Here is a 19,384-nt window from a genome sequence, read left to right on the forward strand (position 1 = left end):
CGACACTCAGGATCAATCCAGACCGAAGCATTGTCGTAATCTCCAAGCGGAGCTTGACAGGATGCTGGACAACGCGACCTGATCGTCGCGAGTTCCTTGACTGGTCTAAAAACTTTACGGCCAGTAAACGACGGGCTCGTTGTTGCAAACATTTTTCCGGGACCAGGGTACCTCCCGTTAAGGCGCGTGGCGGAAAAACCACGCGCGTGGCCAAAATGGCCGAAGCCGCATTTTTTGGAACCCTGTTGCATCACGTTCGTTACCAAATCACCCGGCCGCCTGGTCCTCCCCCCGCATTCCCCTTGTGCATTGGCCGGAAACTTTTCACGGGTCGGACATTCGTCCGGCCCGTTTTTATTGATCGGTTGACCGAGCGAAAACGGAAAAGCCCCGATCGAGGATCGGGGCTTTCTGATTCACCGGTGATGTCTGTGACTGTCGGACGATCAGGCGGTCTTCTCGCGGCGACGGGCGCTCTGCTGGAAGAACAGGGCTTGGCTGATCACCGCCGAAACGTTGGCGGGCTGGAACGGCTTGGCGATCAGGAAGGCGGGCTCGGGCCGCTCGCCGGTGAGGAAGCGCTCGGGATAGGCGGTGATGAAGATCACCGGCACCTCGAACGTCTTCAACAGATCGTTCACCGCGTCCAGCCCCGAAGAGCCATCGGCAAGCTGAATGTCCGCGAGGATCAAACCAGGACGCGATCCCTCTGATGCGATCTTGATCGCTTCGGTCCGTGTCCGGGCGACGCCGATCACGTTGTGGCCGAGCCCTTCGACCAGGGCTTCCAGGTCCATGGCAATGAGCGGCTCGTCCTCGATGATGAGGATTTCCGTGGCCATGTCGGCCGCCAGTTCGCGTCCCGCTTCGTCGACGAGGTCACGCACCTGTGTCACGTCGACTTCGAGGATTACCGCAGCGTCCTCTTCGGAGAAGCCTTCGAGGCACGACAGCAGGAACGCCTGGCGCGGCAGCGGGGTGATCTGCCCCAGCCGAACTTCAGCCGGTAGATCATGCTGAACCTGATCGCTCTGGCCGTTGACCGAGAGGGAATTCCAGATGCGGGTGTAGACTCGGAAAAGGTCCGCCTTGACGTTGGTGCTGCGTCCGAGCGTGTCCGGCTCGTTGACGAGCGTTTCCAGCGTGGCGGCCACATAGGCATCGCCGGCGACCTGGCTGCCGGTCAGTGCCCGCGCGTAGCGGCGCAGATACGGCAGATGTTGCACGACGAGTTGAGCTGTCGACATTAGATCCCCTTGGCACTGCCGTTCTTTATGGTCGCCACCGCCATAACGCGGTTCGATGGGCTGTGTTCCGCGAGCCCGGAACCGTTTGTATCGCGCTGCGTTGCAGGTGCAGCCATGACTTATGTCAAGCCGCAAAACAATCGCGGCGATGCCACCGCGTGGCATCAAGGGGATAACCGAATGGACGAGGACGAAACGGTCCGCATCTCCCTGGCGGAGACGCGATTGGAGCTAGCACGTGAGCCGAAACTACATAGCCCCGAAACTCACAGCCTGAGTGACCTCACCCAGAAACGAATCGGCATGCATCTGCGGGCCATGTACGACACGATTGTCCAGCAACCCGTTCCGGATCGCTTTCGAGATCTCATCGCCCGGATGGACGATGCCTCCGGTCAGCCCTTCGATGAGAAATAATCTAACTCACCTGCCTCAGCGCTAAAGTGTGCACCGGCACGGGTGGAGTGTGTGACTGTCTTCGCTCTGTAGAAAAGCCGCCGAAGCGATCCGGCGGCTTTCTTGGTGTCTGGGTTGTCGGTCTGACTGCACCGACACGTCCAATCGTCAGAGTGTCGGCGAGCGGCCGCGCATCAGGCCAATGACGGCCGAGATGGCGAACAGAACGATAGCGACAAAGAAGACGAGCTTTGCGGCTTCCATCGCGGTGCCGGCAATACCACCAAAACCAAGCAGAGCGGCCACGAGGGCCACGACGAGAAATGTTACAGCCCAACCAAGCATGGTCTCGATCCTTGTGAAGCTGGTGCGACCTGTGCCGCGACCTCATGACATCAATAACGCCAAGTTATCCGACCGGTTCCTGACTTTGACACAAAGCGGTCACGATTGGTTACCGAGGCGAAACCAGCGGGTCGCGGAAGCGCAGACAGACACGCCGACGCACCCTGGAAAATATCCGAACATCGTCCTGGCCCGGATTGCGCCGAGACGATCCGTTGCCCAGCGTAATGCTCGCATGCGTCATATCGGCGAGACTCTTGTCGGTTTCGGGAGTGACGACCCACATAGTGGTTGACGCTGATGTGGAACCCGGTGTCCGATGTAGCGTTCGTCACCTGTTCCCGAACACGGATACATTCTGATGAGAGAGTCGCTGGCCGCATCCCTTGCACGACGCCTTCTCGATGCGGTCGCTGCGGCCGCTCGCGGAGTCGTAGAGGCGATCGAAAATGGGTCGCCTGCTCCCCAGCCCGTACCGGTCCGCGTCCGTCGCAACGATCGGCGCTGATACAGTGCGCTCAATAGGTGAGTGTGGAGCGTAGTCCGAGCACCACGCCACCTTTGACCCGCTGGTTCGGGCGCGTGGGGTCTGCGATACCCCCGCCGGGATTGATGACGACCTGGATATCCGGTTGGATCGTCCAACCGGGCACCACCACTGCTTGATACGTCAGTTCGATCGAGGCTTCGTAGCTGCGGACCGGGTGGAAGTCGGTGTCGAACGACAATCGATCCCGATCGTAGCGCTGGGCATGGTCGCCGATACGCGCGTAGATGAAGCTGAGGCCGAAGGCGTCTTCCGGCCGGCCGGGCACTATCCCCGAGAAAACGATGCCGCCATCCGCCCAAAGGCCGATGAGGTTCCGGTCCGACGGGCTGCCGGATAGGCGGGCATAAACGGCCACGCCGTCGGCCTGATCAGCGCCCTCCGGTCGGTAGAGTTGCGCGTCGATCACCGCATAGGCGCCACTCGTTCCACTATGTCGGCGCGGTGATCCGCTGCTATGGATGCTCGCCAGGGAAAGCCCGCTCCGGTCGTAGCGGTAATCGTCGAAACGCCCGAAATGCTGATATCCTCCGAGCTTCAGGCTCCTAGTGAGCCCGCTCGGGCCGGGTACTGCGCGAAGCTGGATCTCGCCCATCAGCAGCGGCGGATCGTTCAGCCGAAAATTCAATCCGGTCCGGTTGACGCTGGCCTGATCGCCGGGGTCGCCGTTGAACACCGCAATAAGCCCGCTCATTAAGGCATTGGGCGTCCAGCGCAGCCGAAGTCCGGGAGTCGATAGGGGATAGGCAGGGCCGCCACTCGGGAGGTTCGCTCCGGTGATGGTCGGCCAATCGTTGCTCAGGAAGATTTTTCCGGTGTCGGAGGCGAAGAACTCGCCATCCGCCACGAGTTGCCCCATCCGAAAGTTGAAGCGCTGGTCCTCCGAGGCATGCTCCAGCCAGAGTTCTGAAAGGCGTGTCGAGGGATAGGCTTCGATATTGCTCACCGTGATCAGGCGATGAAAGCTGCGATCACGCAGGCCGCCCGTGTCGTGGATCTGGAAGACGTTGGCGAACGCGCTCCAGCCCCTCCAACCGGCAAACCGGTCGAGATCGACGCTGATCGCCGCTTCGAACTTGCCGGCATGGATCGGCCCTTGCCTCACCCCGCCGCTGACGTTGCCCAGAACCTCGTTCGTATAAAGCAGGTTGTAGGTGATGCCGCGCGGCGCCAGCATTCGGCGGAACCCGCCGGGATCGCCGAATGTACCGAGTGAGGATTGGATCGAGGGCGGTCGGTCGTCCTCCAGAGCGGCGGACTGCGCCGGGCGATCGTCTAGGGCTCCTGTCGCCGAGGGTTCCGACCAGGCGGGCGAGGCGATCGGGTAAGCGAGGTTCACGGCGAAAGCGCCCACCAATCCCACCCGCCACCTCCGAAGAGCCCTTCTGCTGATCATCGACGCCTGACCTCGATAGTATAGCCTATGCTATGTTGTAAGATGAAGTTTTTGCGTCCGGGTCCGCTGGGCGGCCCGGTCGGTAACGGTCGGAAACGCTGTACTCCGCCCTTCGCTCAAGAAGACCGGAGATGACTGATTTGGTTCAGGCGCCGCTGACGGTATCCACCAGAAGCTTGATGTTCAAAACCACGATGATCGCGGCGATCACCCAGGCGAGGATTTTCAGCCAAGCGGGAATGACGAGCGCACCCATCTTCTGCTTGTCCGATACGAAGCGGACCAGGGGGATGACGGCGAAGGGCAATTGCATCGACAGAACGACCTGGCTCAGCACCAGCAACCGGGCCGTACCCTCTTCCCCGTAGAGTCCCGTCACGATCACGACCGGCACGATAGCGATGCCGCGCGTGATCAGGCGGCGGGCCCAATCGGGAATCCGCAGGCGCAGGAAGCCTTCCATGATGATCTGGCCGGCCAGCGTCGCGGTGACGGTGGAGTTGAGCCCCGAAGCGAGCAGCGCCACGGCGAACAAGGTGGAGGCGATGCCGGCCCCCAGCAACGGCGACAGCAGCTCATAAGCCTGCTCGATCTCCTGCACGTCGGTTCGCCCGGTGGCATGAAACACCGAGGCGGCCATGATCAGGATCGCGGCATTGACGAAGAGCGCCAGCATCAGCGCGATGGTCGAATCCGTGACCGCGAACCTCAGGGCGCCGCGACGCCCCTCCTCGGTACGTGGATAGGCTCGCGTCTGTACGATGGACGAGTGCAGGTAGAGATTATGTGGCATCACGGTCGCGCCGATGATGCCGATGGCGATGTAGAGCGCGGCCGGATTGGTGACGATCTGCGACGAGGGGATGAAGCCCGCGAGCACCGCCTGGACCGGAGGCGCGGCCAGGGCGATCTGTATGCCGAAGCATACGAAGATCACCAGTAGCAGCGCGATGACGAACGCTTCGAGCGCGCGAAACCCGCGACGCATAAGGAGTAGGATCAGAAAGACGTCCAGGGCGGTGATGATCGCGCCGATGACGAGAGGAATGCCGAACAGCAGCTTGAGGGCGATGGCAGTGCCGATGACCTCGGCCAGGTCGCAGGCGACGATGGCGGCTTCGCAGGCGATCCATAGGACGAAGCTGACGGGCCGTGGATAATGATCACGGCAGGCCTGGGCGAGGTCGCGGCCGGTGGCGATGCCGAGACGGGCCGAGAGGGCCTGCAGTACGATCGCCATCAAGTTCGAGATCAGGATGACGGCCAAAAGCGTGTAGCCGAACTGCGAACCGCCCGCGATGTCGGTGGCCCAATTTCCCGGATCCATGTAGCCGACGGAGATCATGTAGCCGGGGCCGAGAAAGGCCATCAGGCGTCGCAGCCAGCTCCCGTTCGTGAGAACCGGTACGCTGCCGTTCATGCGACCGAGGCTCGGCTGTTCCTGCGTGTCGCGGCTGAAGCGCCACGCCCGATCCTCGTTGAGCCTGTCCATACCGCGTTTTCCGATGAGCCGAATCACGAATGCCGCACTGCACCCTGCGGGGCATATAGCATCGGCTATAATGGAAAACAAAGGCTAAGATACAGGGGCGTCTCCGTCTCCACCGGTGTGGCAGCGTGTGTTCATGGCGTGCTCCAAAACGCCGTGCCGCGGGACGTCTTTTCGCGACCCGGGAGGTGTCAACTCAACCAAAGGTTTCATGCGGCTCGGTGGTCTGCCCCGTTGCGAAGCCCTTCTCCTCCAGCCTAGGCAGGACGCACGTCCTACCGGATGGTTACTGAAGGATGAGGAAGCGATGCGGGTCGCATACCCACATGTCGCGAGGACGGCCATTGCGCCGCGTCAGCGAGTCGTCGGCCCTCTTATGGCGGGCTTGATCCTCGGCATCGGCGGTGTCGTCGCCGGATCGAGCCTCGTTCGGGCCTCCGAGCAGGGGGGGTATCTTCAGCTTCTTCGAGGACATCTTCCGCGGACCGGCCGTAAGGTTCCGGCCGGAACCCGTTCCCGTGCCGCGCCCGGCGCGTCCGCGTTATGCGTCCCTGCCCGATACCAACCGTATCACGAGGCCCGCCCCGCCTCGTCACACGCCTCGCATGGTGCGCATCGACCGGCCATCCGCTGATCGGAAGAGCCGCTCGTCATCGGCTGGCCTGGTCGCCTCGGCGCTCGGGGCCCGTACGGTCTGCGTCCGGGCTTGCGACGGCTACCTGTTTCCGCTCGGGCGACTGGCCTCGCGCGCCGACATTCCTCTTCACGAGGCAGCCTGTGCGGCGGCCTGCCCCAACGCGGCAACCAGCCTCTACACGCTCGGCGCCCGGCAGAACGAACTGGACCGGGCCGTCAGCCTCGACGGGCAGCCCTACCGAGTTCTCAAGGTCGCCCTTCTCTACCGCAGGAAGCTCGTCGACCAATGCTCCTGCCAGCTCGAAGGCGTGGCGGCGACGCCGCTGCCGATCGAACGCGATCTGACTGCGCAGGTGGGCGACGTGGTCGCAACCCCATCGAGCGCCCGTGTGGTGGTCTCCACGCGGCCTGGTGGCTTCACGATGGTGGATTTCCGCGAGGCGGGCATCCTGTCCCGCCATGAGCGTCGCCTGATCGGCCGCAAGATCGACGTCGTCCGGCGCGAGGCGGATGCCCGCGCCTCCGATGGGGATACTCGGCAGGCCGGGCGGGCGTTTGACGGCGCGCCGCGCGTCCGGGTGGCCCAGATGGGTACCACGGCTGGGATAGGCGGCTTCGGTGAAGTCCAGCGAAGACCGGAACGCGCGGAGGGCTTCGCCGACGTCCGCGTCGTGGTGTCCTCGCCTTTCACACGCTGAGACCGGCCTCGGGCACGGCTCGGGGTGCGTTGTGGCTCGGTCCGCTATGGCGTAGGGCCGGACGAGAGTGTGATCGTTCCGGGTGCCGCATGACCAAGACCAGTGACGACGGCGAGGCAGGAACGGATCCGCGTTTCGACGGCGCCGCGCCGGCAAACGGCGAGACGGTGAGCCTCTCGCCGTTGGTACGCCGGCGGATCTGTCCCAATGCCAGCCCGTTCACGTCCAGCGGCACCTGCAGCTACATCGTCGGACGGGGCGAGGTCGCGATCATCGATCCAGGTCCGGCCGATTCCGGTCACGTAGCGGCTCTGATCGCCTCCATCGCCGGGGAGCGGCTCACTGCCATCGTCGTCACCCATACCCATCGCGACCACTCCCCCGGCGCGCGCCTGCTGCAAGCGGAGACGGGTGCGCCCATCGTCGGTTGCGGGCCCCATCGCGCCGCGAGGGATCTGGCGGAGGGCGAGTTTCCGCATCTCGACGCCAGCGCCGACCGGAACCACCGACCCGACCGTCAGATGGGAGAAGGCGATACGCTCGAGGGTCCGGGCTGGACGCTTCAGGCGGTCGAAACGCCCGGCCACACCATGAACCATCTCGCCTTCGCTCTGCCGGAGGAAGCGACCTTGTTCTCGGGCGACCACGTCATGGCGTGGTCGACCACCATCGTAGCGCCACCCGATGGATCGATGCGTGCCTACATGGCGTCGCTCGAGGCGTTGCGCGGACGTGACGAGACGATCTATTGGCCCGGCCATGGCGGTCCGGTCCGCGATCCGCGGCGCTTCGTCCGGGGCCTCGCCGCCCATCGGCGCCAGCGCGAAAATGCGATCCGCAGCCGGATCGAGGCGGGCGACCGCGACATCCGCTCCATCGTCGGCACGATCTATCAGGGCCTGAGCCCGGCCCTGCAGGGCGCCGCGGCTTTATCCGTCTTCGCTCATCTGGAAGACCTGGTTGAGCGCGGGCTCATCGTCACCGATGGTCCGGCTAGGCTGGAGGGCGTCTACGCGCCGGCCTGACCACTCACTTGACGGCGATGGCGAGGTTCGCGACCTCGTCGAGATAGGCCCGGATGGTGTCGGCATTGGCGCCGAAATCGCGGTCGCCGATGCGGGACGCCGAGCGCACGTCGATCCGGGCTCCGTCCGCCCGCGGCCGCACTCTCACCGTGATGTCGCTGGCAAGGTTGAGGATGAGGCCGCGCGTCACGGCCTCGATCCGGCCATTGCCGATCCTGCCACCGGGGCGGATCGCCTCGACGATCTGCCATTTACGGTTCACCGCTGCTTTGCGAGCCAGCTCGAACGCGGCGTTGGCGTCGAGGTCGAGGGTAAGTGGGGCGACCTGCAGATAGGTGGCGCGCTGTGCCATTCGCGCTTCCGGCCCGGGATCGGGAGGGTAATGCCCTTCGCGGGCGGCGAAGGCGGCATGCGAGCGCGAGAAGGCCGGTGGGTTCTCGGTATCGGTGGTGACGTCGGTGATGGCGGGAAGGCGCAGGCTGCGCAGCCCGACGAAGCCCGGATATCCGAGGAGTATCACCGCGAGGAAGAGACCCGCGATCGCTCCGCCCAAACCGCGCGCACCCTCGCGCCACACCCGGACGAAGGCGAAGAGGGCAAAGCCGATTGCCAGGACCGCCAGGAATAGGCCGGACCCGAGCGTGACCAGCGCGGGCCCTTCTTCCGCCCGCGGATCACGCACCAGAACGAGGGCGAACAGGGTGACGAGGACCGACAGGATCGCCGTGCCGCGCGAGAGCGGACCGGCGCGGGTGATGGGCTCCTCGATAAGCGAACGACGCATGATACGGATGAAATCGCTGTCCGGGAGATCGCCGCGCCGCAGGGAGGTCGTGCCCGCGCGCCTGAGCGATGAGCTTTACCGGGCCTCGCATGGCGACGCCACCCGCGAGTTACGTCGTGCTTTCGATGCCGCCTGCTTCTGCTATAGCGGCGTCGACATGAACTTTACCGCAGCGACCGAAAATCCCGTGACCGATGCTCGATCGGACGACCCGCTGCGGGTCTGGTTCCGCTTCATCCGCCTCAACCGGAGGGTGACCGCCGCGATGGCGACCGAGCTGCGCGGCCTCGGGCTCTCCATTCCGCAATTCGACGTCCTCTCGACCCTCACCGAACGCGAGGGGCTGACACAGCAGGATCTCGCCGCGCGGCTCTACGTCACCAAGGGCAATGTCTCGGGCCTGATCGACCGCCTCGTCCAGGCCGGTTTCGTCGAGCGCCACGCCATCCCGGGTGACCGGCGCTCGCATGCGCTCCACCTTACCCCGGCGGGTACGGAGATCGCAGCCCGTGGGATTTCCGCGCAGAAAGCCTATGTCGCCCGTACCCTCGGGACGCTGCCTCCGGACGATATCGCGGCTTTCGAGCAGCTCGTGTTGAAATGGCGCGACGTCGCCCGCGCCGATTCCAGCGGCTGAGTTACTTCGGTGTCCCTCCGTCAGAGCCTCTGACGGATCACCGGGCGGCCTTCCGCCTGGACCAGCGGGTCGATCTGCCGGGCCGCTTGCAGGCCCGCTTCGATCGCCCCCTCGACCCAGCCGGTCTTCAGGCTGGTGAAATCTCCGGCGAAAGACAGCGTCCTGCCGCCTTCGCCGAAGTCGCCGGATAGGCCAGGCCTGTCGTCGGGAAGCGACATGGGCAGATGTGACGTTTCCGGGTAAATATTCCCCTTCCATCCGGGACGGCCGGATCGGTGAAGGCCTCACTTACCGTTCAGGTTGCGACCCGTCTGCACTCGCTCGTTCCTGATCGGCGATCCTGGCGAGCAAGTCGGCGAGATCGCGGATCGAGGCGACCACATGGTCGGCGAGCGGCGTCATGATCTCGCGGGCTGCCTCCCCCATGGGCCCGCTCAGAACGGCGACGGTCACGGCACCGGCCGCGCGCCCGGCGACGAGGTCGTAAGGCGAATCGCCGATCATGGCGATGCGGCACGGGGCGACGCCGAGTTGCGCGGCGAAGGCGCTGACCATGCCGGGTTCCGGCTTGGACCCATGCCCGGAATCGTAGCCCGCGACGTAGGAGAGATGGGGTGTGAGGCCGAGGGCATCAGCCTGCGCCCGCGCCGAGGCTTCGGCATCGTTGGTGGCGATGCCGAGCGCGTAGCCGGCACCGACGAGATAGCGTGCCATCCCGGCCGGATCACCGATCGGGCATAGATGCGCCAGCCCTTCGCGGCGAAACAGCCGGTCCATCTCTCCATAGAGATCAGGTCCGGCAGGCCGGCCGAGAACTTTCGCCCAAAGCGGCCCATAGGCGGCGGACGAGCCGGCGATGAGGGGCGAGGTCGGCAGGAAGCGTCGCTCCTCCTCGATGTAATGGCTCACCGCCATCAGGTCTTCCAAGCGGGTACGGTCGCCCCCGGACAGGCAATCCATGACCGCATGGGCCGCTGGCCCCCAGGTCCGGTCGAAATCGATGAGCGTGCCGTCCTTGTCGAACAGGATGCCGGCGAGACGGCGTGGACGCGTCGCGCTCACGCGCTGGCTCCCACCTTCTCGACGTCGAAGGTTCCGGCGCGATCTCGCCGCACGATCCTGTCGCCGGGCTCGAACACCCCCAAGGCTACGTCACGGTCCGGCAGGATGACGGTGGTGGATTTGTTGAGATGGACGAGGACGAGGCGGTCCTGCGCCAGCGATGCGGCGGCCCAGCGCCGCAGCTGCCCGTAATACGGCTCGCGCCGCCACGCGTTCGGTTGGCCGGGATCGACCTGTACGTTCATGTTCTTCGTCACCGGATCGAGCGCCAGCACCATCTTGGCCTTCTCCGGCTTCCACTCGGCGCCGAGCCAGGCTTCGGTCATCCAGAGGCAATGGAAGGCGCGGCAATGGTCCGGCCGCGTCGGATGGATGGCGCAGCCCCTGCCCTGCTTGGTGTGCCGGCACCATTGGCCGGCGACGCTCTCCACGGCGGGAACATCGTAGACCTTGCAGCACAGGGTGCAGGTTCCGCAAACGCGGCCTGGCGCCGGATGGGCCACGAAAGTAGCGGGATCGAGCATGCGCGGGACAATCGGTGCAAAAGACGGGGCGGCGATGCGTTGTGCGGACGGGTTTCTACCGACGGTCCGGGTCGCTAGTGTGGCATCGCATGAACACGGGGCCGAACCGGCCCGCTTCCACAGGTAACGGCAGGCCCATGCTCTCGAACCTCGCGACCCGCGACGTCGAAACGCTGATCCATCCCTACACCAACCTTTCCACCTTTCGCGAGACCGGCCCGCTGGTGCTGGAGCGCGGCCACGGTGTCTGGGTCTATGACAGCGACGGTCGGCCCTATCTCGAAGGCATGGCCGGACTCTGGTGCACGGCGCTCGGCTATTCGAACGAGGAATTGGTGGAAGCGGCGAGCGAGCAGATGTCGCGCCTGCCCTTCACCCATCTGTTCTCGGGCCGTAGCCACGATCCGGCGATCGAGCTCGCGGAGACGCTCAAGGAGTTGATGCCGATCCCGACCTCGAAGATCTTCTTCACCTCGTCCGGGTCGGAGGCCAACGACACCCAGGTGAAGCTGACCTGGTATCTCAACAACGCCCTCGGCCGCCCGGCTAAGAAGAAGATCATCTCGCGGATCAAGGGCTACCACGGCGTCACGGTCGCCACCGCCTCCATGACCGGCCTCACCGCCAACCATGCCGATTGGGACCTGCCGCTGCCGGGCTTCCTGCATGTGGGATGCCCGCACCACTATCGTTTCGCCGAGGCCGGTGAGACCGAGGAGGCGTTCTCGCAGCGCCTCGCCGACGAACTCGAAGCCCTGATCCTGCGCGAGGGGCCGGATACCGTCGCGGCCTTCGTGGCCGAGCCGGTGATGGGAGCGGGGGGCGCCATCGCCCCGCCCGCCGGTTATTTCACCAAGATCCAGGCCGTGCTCGACCGCTACGTCGTGCGCTTCATCGCCGACGAGGTGATCTGCGGCTTCGGCCGGCTCGGCACCTGGTTCGGTTCCGAAGCCCTGGGAATGCGCCCCGACAGCCTGTCTTTCGCCAAGGCGGTGACCTCGGGCTACATGCCGCTCGGCGGCATCAGCATCGACGAGCCGCTCTACAAGGCGCTGGTGACGCAGAGCGCCAAGCTCGGCACGTTCGGCCATGGCACCACCTATTCCGGTCACCCCGTCGCCTGCGCCGTCGCGCTGAAGACCATCGAAATCTACAAACGCGACCGCATCGTCGAAGGCGTTGCCGAGAAGGCCCCTCATTTCCAGGCCCGGCTCTCGGCCTTGGCCGACCACCCCATCGTCGGAGAAGCGCGAGGGATCGGTCTCATCGGTGGGCTGGAGATCGTCGCCGACAAGGCATCCAAGCGTCAGTACGAGCCGAAGGCCGGAGTCGCGGCCCGCTGCGTCGCGTTCGCGCAGGCCGAGGGCCTTATCGTGAGATTCCTCGCCGGTGACCGGGTCGCGGTCTGCCCTCCCCTGGTCATCTCGCACGAGGAGATCGACACATTGTTCGACCGCCTCGCCCGTGCCCTGGATCGAACCGAGGCCTGGATCGCGTCGGAAGGTCTGAGGCCCGTGGTTTAGGGCGGCTTCGCCACAGAAAAGTCTAGATCTTTCGCAGTGCGAGCGAGATTAGATTGCACTGCGGAATTGAATTTTTTATATTTCCACTATTCCTTGACTGTGTCGAAAGTCACTCAGCGACGATGTTGGACAACTCTATCCTGCTCATCTCTGGCTAGCCTTAAGCTCCCGTTCATGATCCTTCGCCGCATATGGATCTCGTGCCGCACAGCGTCGGTCCGGGTCGAACCTCTTGAGGGTACCCGAGAGACCGGCGTGATCGCCAACCAGACAAACGAGGATCTGGTGGCGTTCCGACACCGTGAAACAGGACCCGTTCCCATGTCCCGCCCCGAACAGAACCAGCGCGCAGCCATTTCGTCGACGCCCCGTGCGTCCGGTCTGGTAACCGATCGCGAAGGTTTCCGCCCCGTGGCACTACCCGCCCTCGCCGCAGCGGTTCACGTCTCGGCATCCGCTGCCAAAGAGGCGGCCCGGAAGATTGCCGCTCGTCGGCAGCTCTCCCGCTTCCAGCACGAGGATGCACCCCTCGTCTGAGGCCAATCCTTCTTAAGACGAACGCCGTCCGGCCAAACATTGCGACCAAGCCTTCACGGGCTTGGTCGCCGACGTCGAACCATCGGAACTTGGCTGCCCTGGATGTGTAGTCGCCCCGGGACGATGGATCCGCATCGGCTCTGCCGCTGGGGACGATGACATGCTGATTCTGCCGACAAGACGGCAGCTCCTTACCGGGATCGGTGCGAGCACGGCCCTGGTGGCCTCGGCGGGCGCCTATGGCTTCGTGATCGAGCCGCGCCACCGTCTCGTCGTGACGCGATACGCTCCGGTTCTGCCTGGCTGGACGCATGGGTTGAGCCTGAAAGTCGCTGTCCTCTCCGATTTCCATGTCGGTGAGCCGACCATGCCACTCGACCGGATCGCCGAGATCGTCGATGCGACGAACCGGCTCGAACCCGATCTCATCTTGCTGCTCGGCGATTATCCATCCGGTCCCAGCGTGACGACACGCAAGGTACCGCTGGTCGAGTTCGCCCGCGTCGTCGACGGCCTGCGGGCGCAGCTCGGCGTTTACGCTATTCTTGGAAATCACGATTGGTGGGACGACACAATCGTCCAAACGACGCGGCGTGGGCCGGTCGAATCTCAGCGCGTGCTGGAAGCTCGCGGCATCCCGGTCATGGAGAACAATGCTCTACGGCTGGAGAAGGATGGCTATCCGTTCTGGATTGCAGGGCTCGGGGACCAGGAGCCGTTCCTACTGCGCGGCGATCGCCGAGGACGGGACGATCTCCCCGGCACGCTGGCTCAGGTCACGGACGATGCGCCGGTCATCCTGATGGCGCACGAGCCCTACATCTTCCCCCGTGTACCCGAGCGTGTCTCCCTGACCCTGGCCGGCCATACCCATGGTGGCCAGATCCGTTTTTTCGGTGCCTCGCCGCTCGTACCCTTCGTGCGTGGCAAGGACCTTTCCTACGGCCATGTGGTCGATGAGGGACGACACATGATCGTGTCCGGCGGGTTCGGCGTGAGCCGCGTCCCGATCCGTATCGGGGTGCCGCCGGAAATCGTACTTCTCGAACTTGGCCGAACCTTGCCAGATCCCGGCCCGAAAGCCACGCCAGGCGGCGTATAGCCGGCCTGACGGGGCTGTGGGTCCTACTTCTTGGCGCCGATGCTTACGGTGCCCTTGGTGGAGGGGGCAGCGGCGATCGTCTTGACGACGGGCTTCTTCGGCTTCTTCGCTTCGCGGCCACCGCGTGGTTTCTCAGTCGCCATCATCGTCTCCTTGGGTCGTAGGGCTGGGAGCATGGCACGAAATCCGCCGATGGCCCCATGAAATCGCGCGACCCACCGACGCGCCGATCGATCACCCGCCGGATAGCCGCGAAATCACGGGAATCGCTTCCGCGATGGTGACCTCGGTCGGGTCGATCCGGCAGCGATAGGCATGGATTTCGACTCCGCCCGCCATGGCAGCGGTGAAGGCACGGTCGAAGGCCGGATCGAGATCGCGGGCCACATCGAACCGGTCTGCCTGCATCTGCACCACGACGATCAGCATCGCGCGCCCGCCCTGAGCGACGACCTCCGTGAGATCGACCATATGCCGCGCGCTGCGGGCGGCCACGCAGTCGGGAAATTCGGCGAGGCCCGGTTGGCGCAGGAGGTGGCAGTTCTTCACCTCCACATGACAGGGTGGCACGCCCTCCCCGGTCGCCAAGAAATCGACCCGGCTGGCGCGTCCGTAACGCACCTCGGGGCGCAGGGAAGCGTATTCCGTAAGTGGTGCGAGGCGACCTTCGGCGAAGGCCTCCGCGACCAGCGCGTTCGGACGCATCGTATTGATGCCGACCCATTGCAGGCCGCCGGGCAAGTCGGCTTCCACCAGTTCCCACGAAAAGCCGAGCTTACGCGCCGGGTTTGTCGAAGCCGAAAGGAGGACGCGCGAACCGGGTTGGTTGAGGCCGAGCATCGCGCCGGGATTGGCGCAATGCGCCGTGAGGAGGCTGCCATCCGCCACTTCGATATCGGCGAGAAAACGCTTGTAACGGCGGACCAGCCGGCCCTCGATCAGCGGACCGGGGAATCTCATCGACAGGAACTCCTGACGGGAATGGTACGCGAAACGGCTACGACGCCGTGCGCCTATCAGCTGGCGCCGACGCAGGCCAGGGAGCCCGCCATGGTCAGTTCGGCATCGTCGCGCTAGGTCAGGGGTATCACCGCCTCGCGCTCGCCACGGACCACGATGACTTCCCCCACTTCCCCTACCATCACCGCCGCCATTCTGGTGATCGGCGACGAGATCCTGTCCGGCCGCACCAAAGACCGGAATATCGGCACCATTGCCGACTATTGTACGGCCGTCGGCATCGACCTGCGGCAGGTCCGTATCGTCCCGGACGAGGCGGAAGAGATCGTCGAGGCGGTCAATGCCCTTCGGACCCGCTACACCTACCTCTTCACCACCGGCGGGATCGGCCCGACCCATGACGACATCACCGCCGATTGCGTGGCCGCCGCCTTCGGCGTGACCATCGATGTCGATCCGCGCGCGAAGGCAATGCTGCTGGAGCGCCACAAGCCGGAAGATCTCAACGAGGCCCGGCTACGCATGGCGCGCATTCCGGCGGGTGCCGATCTCATCGCCAACCCGATTTCGAAGGCGCCGGGCTTTCGCATCGGAAACGTCTTCGTCATGGCCGGCGTGCCGGCGATCATGCAGGCCATGCTCGACGAGATCGGCCCTACCCTCGAGACCGGCGCGCGCGTGCTGTCGGAGACGATCGAGGCCGGCAAACTGCCCGAAGGCAATTACGCTTCGGCCCTGGCCGAGATCGCCAAGGTCCATGACAGCGTATCCATCGGCTCCTATCCGTCGATGACGCAGCAGGGATTCGCCAATCGCATCGTGGTGCGCGGAAAAGATGCCGAAGCGGTGGCGAGGGCGAAGGCAGATGTCCATTCCCTCGTCGCCCGGCTCAAGGACGGAACCGTCGCCTGAGTCCATGGCTTCCTTGTCGAAGGCGGGAATAGAGCCCGTTTTCAGGAGGTCCCTCGAATGGGGCAGCGAGACGAAGGCTCCACGCGGGATGAGGCGGTCGAGCGGGAGGAATCCGTAGCGGAAGGCCTGCGGCCCGACGCCTTCATCCTACACGAGGTGATCCGCCGGGAGGGTGACGAGGAGCTTCGGCGCACGGGCGGGGCGCTGTTCCTCTCGGCTTTCGCCGCAGGATTGACCATGGGCTTCTCGCTCATCGTCCCCGGCGTGCTGAAGGCTCATCTCCCGGAGGCTCAATGGGCCGGACTCATCACCAGCATGGGATACGCGACCGGTTTCCTCATCGTCGTCCTTGGCCGCCAGCAACTCTTCACCGAAAACACGCTGACGCCGATTCTGCCTCTGCTCCATGACCGGAGCGTCGCCACCCTCATGCGCGTCCTGCGCTTGTGGAGCATCGTTCTGGCCGGCAACATGGTCGCCACCGCTGCCATCGCCGCGGTCCTCGCCTATTCGGATGCGTTCGCATCCGAGATCCACACCGCCTTCGCCGCGATCAGCCACCATACGATCGAGTCGGCGTTCTGGACGACTCTGATCAAGGCTGTGTTCGCGGGCTGGCTCATCGCCCTGATGGTGTGGATGCTGCCTGCCACCGGCCCGGCGGCGCCGTTCATCGTCATCCTGATGACCTGGCTCGTGTCGATGTGCGGCCTCGCCCATATCGTGGCCGGATCCATCGACACGTTCTATCTCGTCTTCAGCGGCCATGCCTCGATGGGCGATTACGTCTCGCGCTTCTTCATTCCGACTCTTCTCGGCAACGTGTTCGGCGGGACCGCCCTGGTCGCCGTCCTCAACTTCGGGCAGGTCGCGCCCGAGGTGGAGAAGCAGAAAGCCGCCGACGGCGAAAGTTGAGCGTCGAGGCAAGCCGGTCGTTGGCGCCATCGCGGCGCGCGTCCAGATGAATACTTTCCGAGTGGTGGCGTCTGCTCTGGTTCAGCGGCTCGGCTGCAGGATGATCCTGTGCCGCATACCCATGGCGGGGGCGGTCATCTCTCCGGAGACGTTCCGTGGCTGCAAACCCGTTCCTGTCCGTCGCTACGCGCCGTAGGCCGCCTATCTTCAGCGGCCTCCTGGCCCTGGCGCTCTGCAGCGTCCCTGCGCTCGCCGCCGATTTCCCAGAGCCCTATGGATCGCCTCGAGAGTTCTCCAGAGAACGGCTACCCCCTCCCCCTGTCGAGGATTACCGCCCCGGGCGCGAACCGTCTCGCCTCGCGGAGCCGTGCCGGACCGTCATCCGACGCCGGATCACGCCGGAGGGAGAGGAAATCATCAAGCGGGTGACGATTTGCGAGGAGCACCCGGACCGCTTCAGACCGGAGCGCGAGCCGGAGGGTGGATACGGTGAGCCGAGGCCTTACCGGCGGCCTCCGATTCCACCTCGGGAAGTTCCCTTTGCCGACGAGGCTCGTCCGGATCAGGGTGGTTACGTCGGCGGCGAGCCCCCTGCGGAGGGGCTCGCCGGCGAGGAGCGACTGTCCGAAGAGCCGCCCTTGGAGGGACGTGGACGCGATCCGCGCTACTGAAGCGGTCTCGCGTCCGACGCCATCGTGTCAGGCCCGTACGACGGGCCGGGCCTTCACGGCTGCGGCCAAGGCCTTCAACTGGCGGTTCAGATCCGCCAGTTCGTTGAGGGCGATGGTCCGGTGGCCGTCCTTGACCGCACGCTCGATGTCGGCGACCTGCGCATTGGCCATGCGCTTCAGTTCGGCGGCGAGTTGGTCCCGGGTCATCGGCGCTCCTGTCACGGCTCGGGGTGATGCGACCGTGATAGGGCGCGCATGCTTAACCGACGGTATTCATCGCGTGCGCTGCACCCGATGCGCGTCGTCGGTTTCGCCGGTTCAGGTCCGCCAGGGGTGGGCGGGCAGCTCGGTCGCGCCGACGGCGCTGGCGCCGGCCAGAGCCACCGCGTGGTCGTTTTCGACGCTCGAACCGCTGACGCCAATGGCGCCGGACATCTCGCCGTCCTTGTCGACGATCGGGATGCCGCCGGGGAAGGTGACCAGGCCTTCATTGGAATGCTCGATGCCGAAGAGCGGGCCGCCGGGCTGTGACAACTGGCCGATCTGACCGGTCATCATGCCGAAGAAAACCGAGGTCTTGGCCTTCTTCTGGGCGATGTCGATGGAGCCGACCCAGGCCCCGTCCATCCGGTAGAACGCCTTCAGGTTGCCGCCGGAATCGACGACTGCGATACACATCTGGGTGTCGAGCTCCACCGCCTTGGCGCGGGCGGCCTCGATGGCCTTGTGAGCGTCTTCGATGGTCACATGCATGGTGGTTTCTCCCTGTCGATCGACGAGATCGGAGCCGTTTGGCTGTCCTGCCCAAGGGGGAAGACGTAGCCCCGGCGCCTGTTCTCCCGGCGATACGCTGCGGACGATAGGACATTTCGGGCCTAAAGCGAGGACGGCCGCCCCTTTCGGAAGCGGCCGTCCTGCTTAGCGATGTCTACGAAGCGACCCGATCAGCTGGCCGACATCGCGTTGGCCTTCTCGATCAGTGCCTCGGCCATGCGGATCGAGGCGATGTCGATGAGGCGGCCGTCCAGCGACACGGCGCCCTTGCCGGCCTTGGCGGCCTCTTCCATGGCTTCGAGGATGCGGCGGGCCTTGGTGACTTCGGCTTCCGAGGGGGTGAACACTTCGTTGGCGAGATCGATCTGCGAGGGGTGGATCGCCCACTTGCCTTCGAAGCCGAGAGCGGCGCAGCGGCGCGCGGCGGAGGTGTAGCCATCCGGATCGGAGAAGTCGCCGAACGGGCCGTCGATCGGACGCAGGCCGTAGGCGCGGCAGGCGATCAGCATGCGGTTCTGGGCGAACAGCCAGGGATCCTGCCAATGGGTCTCGCGATTGCCGGCCTCGTCCTTGTCGGTGAGCACCGAGAAGTCCTTGTTGACGCCGCCGATGACGGTGGAACGGGCGCGGGTCGAGGCGGCGTAGTCGGCGACACCGAAGGACATGGCTTCCAGGCGCTTCGACGACGTGGCGATCGCCTCCACGTTGGCCATGCCCAGAGCGGTCTCGATCAGCACCTCGAAGCCGATCTTCTTCTCGCGCTTCTTGGCCTGCTCGATCTGGGTCGTCAGCACGTCGATGGCGTAGACGTCGGCCGGCACGCCGACCTTGGGGATCAGGATCATGTCGAGGCGCGGACAGGCTTCGACGATGTCGACCACGTCGCGGTACATGTAGTGGGTGTCGAGACCGTTGATGCGGATCATCATGGTCTTGGTGCCCCAATCCAGGTCGTTGAGCGCCTGGATGATGTTCTTGCGGGCCTGCTCCTTGTCATCGGGGGCGACGGCGTCTTCGAGGTCGAGGAAGATCACGTCGGCCTTGGAGGAAGCGGACTTCTCCATGAAGGTCGGGTTGGAGCCGGGAACGGCGAGTTCCGAGCGGTGCAGGCGCGGGGTGGCCTGCTGGATCAGGGTAAAGCTCATTGGGGAATCCTTCCTCTGGGTTCGTGTTCTGGTCGTTGGTGAGAGACCGCAAAACGCGG

The 19,384-nt window shown here is 64.8% G+C and carries 22 protein-coding genes; 10 read left to right on the forward strand and 12 right to left on the reverse strand.

Annotated elements, in window-relative coordinates:
- Positions 1 to 446: 446 nt before the first annotated feature.
- Entirely contained in the window at positions 447 to 1,247 is an 801-nt protein-coding gene (locus tag ACYQOP_RS24715) for a response regulator (protein ID WP_056430130.1), read from the reverse strand.
- Positions 1,248 to 1,427: 180 nt separating this feature from the next.
- Here ACYQOP_RS24715 and ACYQOP_RS24720 point away from each other — a divergent pair, with 180 nt between their 5' ends.
- Positions 1,428 to 1,664: a NepR family anti-sigma factor gene (locus ACYQOP_RS24720; protein ID WP_461224731.1), complete on the forward strand. Its 237-nt coding sequence runs from the start codon at positions 1,428 to 1,430 to the stop codon at positions 1,662 to 1,664.
- Between the two features lie 147 nt (positions 1,665 to 1,811).
- Here the strand turns inward: ACYQOP_RS24720 and ACYQOP_RS24725 are convergent, their stop codons facing one another.
- The 3 genes from ACYQOP_RS24725 to ACYQOP_RS24735 form a co-directional block, all read right to left on the reverse strand.
- On the reverse strand, positions 1,812 to 1,988 hold the full coding sequence (locus tag ACYQOP_RS24725; RefSeq protein WP_003599466.1) for a DUF1328 domain-containing protein: 177 nt from the start codon (positions 1,986 to 1,988) through the stop codon (positions 1,812 to 1,814).
- Positions 1,989 to 2,506: 518 nt separating this feature from the next.
- Positions 2,507 to 3,898 carry a carbohydrate porin gene (locus ACYQOP_RS24730; protein ID WP_461224733.1) on the reverse strand — a complete coding sequence of 464 codons (1,392 nt, stop codon included), beginning with the start codon at positions 3,896 to 3,898 and terminating at the stop codon, positions 2,507 to 2,509.
- 178 nt (positions 3,899 to 4,076) lie between these two features.
- A complete protein-coding gene (locus tag ACYQOP_RS24735; protein WP_461224735.1) occupies positions 4,077 to 5,423 on the reverse strand; it encodes an Nramp family divalent metal transporter in 1,347 nt (448 codons plus the stop codon).
- Positions 5,424 to 5,938: 515 nt separating this feature from the next.
- On the opposite strand from ACYQOP_RS24735, the gene ACYQOP_RS24740 reads away from it, so the two are divergent.
- Positions 5,939 to 6,754 (forward strand): DUF2865 domain-containing protein, encoded by an 816-nt coding sequence (locus tag ACYQOP_RS24740; RefSeq protein ID WP_461224737.1) that lies wholly within the window; start codon positions 5,939 to 5,941, stop codon positions 6,752 to 6,754.
- A gap of 89 nt (positions 6,755 to 6,843) precedes the next feature.
- Positions 6,844 to 7,779 carry an MBL fold metallo-hydrolase gene (locus ACYQOP_RS24745; RefSeq protein ID WP_461224739.1) on the forward strand — a complete coding sequence of 312 codons (936 nt, stop codon included), beginning with the start codon at positions 6,844 to 6,846 and terminating at the stop codon, positions 7,777 to 7,779.
- A 4-nt stretch (positions 7,780 to 7,783) separates the two neighbouring features.
- On the opposite strand, the gene ACYQOP_RS24750 is transcribed toward ACYQOP_RS24745, so the two are convergent.
- Complete coding sequence (locus tag ACYQOP_RS24750) at positions 7,784 to 8,563, reverse strand: DUF1499 domain-containing protein (protein WP_461224741.1); 780 nt, start codon at positions 8,561 to 8,563, stop codon at positions 7,784 to 7,786.
- 157 nt (positions 8,564 to 8,720) lie between these two features.
- Between ACYQOP_RS24750 and ACYQOP_RS24755 the strand changes: the two genes are divergently transcribed.
- Complete coding sequence (locus tag ACYQOP_RS24755) at positions 8,721 to 9,200, forward strand: MarR family winged helix-turn-helix transcriptional regulator (RefSeq protein WP_461225466.1); 480 nt, start codon at positions 8,721 to 8,723, stop codon at positions 9,198 to 9,200.
- A 20-nt stretch (positions 9,201 to 9,220) separates the two neighbouring features.
- Here the strand turns inward: ACYQOP_RS24755 and ACYQOP_RS24760 are convergent, their stop codons facing one another.
- The 3 genes from ACYQOP_RS24760 to ACYQOP_RS24770 form a co-directional block, all read right to left on the reverse strand.
- Positions 9,221 to 9,418, reverse strand: coding sequence for an FAD-dependent oxidoreductase (locus ACYQOP_RS24760; protein ID WP_461224743.1), 198 nt, complete (start codon positions 9,416 to 9,418; stop codon positions 9,221 to 9,223).
- Between the two features lie 70 nt (positions 9,419 to 9,488).
- A complete protein-coding gene (locus tag ACYQOP_RS24765; protein ID WP_461224745.1) occupies positions 9,489 to 10,262 on the reverse strand; it encodes an HAD family hydrolase in 774 nt (257 codons plus the stop codon).
- Positions 10,259 to 10,786, reverse strand: coding sequence for a hypothetical protein (locus ACYQOP_RS24770; RefSeq protein ID WP_461224747.1), 528 nt, complete (start codon positions 10,784 to 10,786; stop codon positions 10,259 to 10,261). The genes ACYQOP_RS24765 and ACYQOP_RS24770 overlap by 4 nt, the downstream gene beginning before the upstream one ends.
- A 137-nt stretch (positions 10,787 to 10,923) precedes the next feature.
- Between ACYQOP_RS24770 and ACYQOP_RS24775 the strand changes: the two genes are divergently transcribed.
- From ACYQOP_RS24775 to ACYQOP_RS24785, 3 genes are all read left to right on the forward strand, one after another.
- The gene (locus tag ACYQOP_RS24775; protein WP_461224749.1) at positions 10,924 to 12,309 is read left to right on the forward strand and encodes an aminotransferase; all 1,386 of its coding nucleotides are present in this window, start codon (positions 10,924 to 10,926) and stop codon (positions 12,307 to 12,309) included.
- Between the two features lie 321 nt (positions 12,310 to 12,630).
- The gene (locus ACYQOP_RS24780; protein ID WP_056453941.1) at positions 12,631 to 12,846 is read left to right on the forward strand and encodes a hypothetical protein; all 216 of its coding nucleotides are present in this window, start codon (positions 12,631 to 12,633) and stop codon (positions 12,844 to 12,846) included.
- A gap of 160 nt (positions 12,847 to 13,006) precedes the next feature.
- Positions 13,007 to 13,948: a metallophosphoesterase gene (locus ACYQOP_RS24785; protein WP_461224752.1), complete on the forward strand. Its 942-nt coding sequence runs from the start codon at positions 13,007 to 13,009 to the stop codon at positions 13,946 to 13,948.
- Positions 13,949 to 14,182: 234 nt separating this feature from the next.
- Here the strand turns inward: ACYQOP_RS24785 and sfsA are convergent, their stop codons facing one another.
- Positions 14,183 to 14,908, reverse strand: coding sequence for a DNA/RNA nuclease SfsA (gene sfsA / locus ACYQOP_RS24790; RefSeq protein ID WP_461224754.1), 726 nt, complete (start codon positions 14,906 to 14,908; stop codon positions 14,183 to 14,185).
- Between the two features lie 156 nt (positions 14,909 to 15,064).
- Between sfsA and ACYQOP_RS24795 the strand changes: the two genes are divergently transcribed.
- From ACYQOP_RS24795 to ACYQOP_RS24805, 3 genes are all read left to right on the forward strand, one after another.
- Positions 15,065 to 15,820 carry a competence/damage-inducible protein A gene (locus ACYQOP_RS24795; protein ID WP_461224756.1) on the forward strand — a complete coding sequence of 252 codons (756 nt, stop codon included), beginning with the start codon at positions 15,065 to 15,067 and terminating at the stop codon, positions 15,818 to 15,820.
- Between the two features lie 57 nt (positions 15,821 to 15,877).
- The gene (locus ACYQOP_RS24800; protein WP_461224758.1) at positions 15,878 to 16,735 is read left to right on the forward strand and encodes a formate/nitrite transporter family protein; all 858 of its coding nucleotides are present in this window, start codon (positions 15,878 to 15,880) and stop codon (positions 16,733 to 16,735) included.
- Positions 16,736 to 16,890: 155 nt separating this feature from the next.
- The gene (locus tag ACYQOP_RS24805; protein WP_461224760.1) at positions 16,891 to 17,406 is read left to right on the forward strand and encodes a hypothetical protein; all 516 of its coding nucleotides are present in this window, start codon (positions 16,891 to 16,893) and stop codon (positions 17,404 to 17,406) included.
- A gap of 27 nt (positions 17,407 to 17,433) precedes the next feature.
- Here ACYQOP_RS24805 and ACYQOP_RS24810 read toward each other — a convergent pair whose 3' ends face one another.
- The 3 genes from ACYQOP_RS24810 to ACYQOP_RS24820 form a co-directional block, all read right to left on the reverse strand.
- Positions 17,434 to 17,613, reverse strand: coding sequence for a hypothetical protein (locus tag ACYQOP_RS24810; protein WP_056430086.1), 180 nt, complete (start codon positions 17,611 to 17,613; stop codon positions 17,434 to 17,436).
- A 111-nt stretch (positions 17,614 to 17,724) separates the two neighbouring features.
- Positions 17,725 to 18,159, reverse strand: coding sequence for a GlcG/HbpS family heme-binding protein (locus tag ACYQOP_RS24815; protein ID WP_461224762.1), 435 nt, complete (start codon positions 18,157 to 18,159; stop codon positions 17,725 to 17,727).
- A gap of 191 nt (positions 18,160 to 18,350) precedes the next feature.
- Positions 18,351 to 19,325: an HpcH/HpaI aldolase/citrate lyase family protein gene (locus tag ACYQOP_RS24820; protein WP_018042403.1), complete on the reverse strand. Its 975-nt coding sequence runs from the start codon at positions 19,323 to 19,325 to the stop codon at positions 18,351 to 18,353.
- Positions 19,326 to 19,384 lie beyond the last annotated feature (59 nt).

The organism is Methylobacterium sp. CM6247, assembly GCF_054817925.1.

Bases quoted from the DNA above. Each gene is read 5' to 3' on its own strand.
- ACYQOP_RS24715 (WP_056430130.1), bottom strand. From the start codon at position 1,247: ATGTCGACAGCTCAACTCGTCGTGCAACATCTGCCGTATCTGCGCCGC.
- ACYQOP_RS24720 (WP_461224731.1), top strand. From the start codon at position 1,428: ATGGACGAGGACGAAACGGTCCGCATCTCCCTGGCGGAGACGCGATTG.
- ACYQOP_RS24725 (WP_003599466.1), bottom strand. From the start codon at position 1,988: ATGCTTGGTTGGGCTGTAACATTTCTCGTCGTGGCCCTCGTGGCCGCT.
- ACYQOP_RS24735 (WP_461224735.1), bottom strand. From the start codon at position 5,423: ATGGACAGGCTCAACGAGGATCGGGCGTGGCGCTTCAGCCGCGACACG.
- ACYQOP_RS24745 (WP_461224739.1), top strand. From the start codon at position 6,844: ATGACCAAGACCAGTGACGACGGCGAGGCAGGAACGGATCCGCGTTTC.
- ACYQOP_RS24750 (WP_461224741.1), bottom strand. From the start codon at position 8,563: ATGCGTCGTTCGCTTATCGAGGAGCCCATCACCCGCGCCGGTCCGCTC.
- ACYQOP_RS24755 (WP_461225466.1), top strand. From the start codon at position 8,721: ATGAACTTTACCGCAGCGACCGAAAATCCCGTGACCGATGCTCGATCG.
- ACYQOP_RS24760 (WP_461224743.1), bottom strand. From the start codon at position 9,418: ATGTCGCTTCCCGACGACAGGCCTGGCCTATCCGGCGACTTCGGCGAA.
- ACYQOP_RS24770 (WP_461224747.1), bottom strand. From the start codon at position 10,786: ATGCTCGATCCCGCTACTTTCGTGGCCCATCCGGCGCCAGGCCGCGTT.
- ACYQOP_RS24775 (WP_461224749.1), top strand. From the start codon at position 10,924: ATGCTCTCGAACCTCGCGACCCGCGACGTCGAAACGCTGATCCATCCC.
- ACYQOP_RS24780 (WP_056453941.1), top strand. From the start codon at position 12,631: ATGTCCCGCCCCGAACAGAACCAGCGCGCAGCCATTTCGTCGACGCCC.
- ACYQOP_RS24785 (WP_461224752.1), top strand. From the start codon at position 13,007: ATGCTGATTCTGCCGACAAGACGGCAGCTCCTTACCGGGATCGGTGCG.
- sfsA (WP_461224754.1), bottom strand. From the start codon at position 14,908: ATGAGATTCCCCGGTCCGCTGATCGAGGGCCGGCTGGTCCGCCGTTAC.
- ACYQOP_RS24795 (WP_461224756.1), top strand. From the start codon at position 15,065: ATGACTTCCCCCACTTCCCCTACCATCACCGCCGCCATTCTGGTGATC.
- ACYQOP_RS24800 (WP_461224758.1), top strand. From the start codon at position 15,878: ATGGGGCAGCGAGACGAAGGCTCCACGCGGGATGAGGCGGTCGAGCGG.
- ACYQOP_RS24810 (WP_056430086.1), bottom strand. From the start codon at position 17,613: ATGACCCGGGACCAACTCGCCGCCGAACTGAAGCGCATGGCCAATGCG.
- ACYQOP_RS24815 (WP_461224762.1), bottom strand. From the start codon at position 18,159: ATGCATGTGACCATCGAAGACGCTCACAAGGCCATCGAGGCCGCCCGC.
- ACYQOP_RS24820 (WP_018042403.1), bottom strand. From the start codon at position 19,325: ATGAGCTTTACCCTGATCCAGCAGGCCACCCCGCGCCTGCACCGCTCG.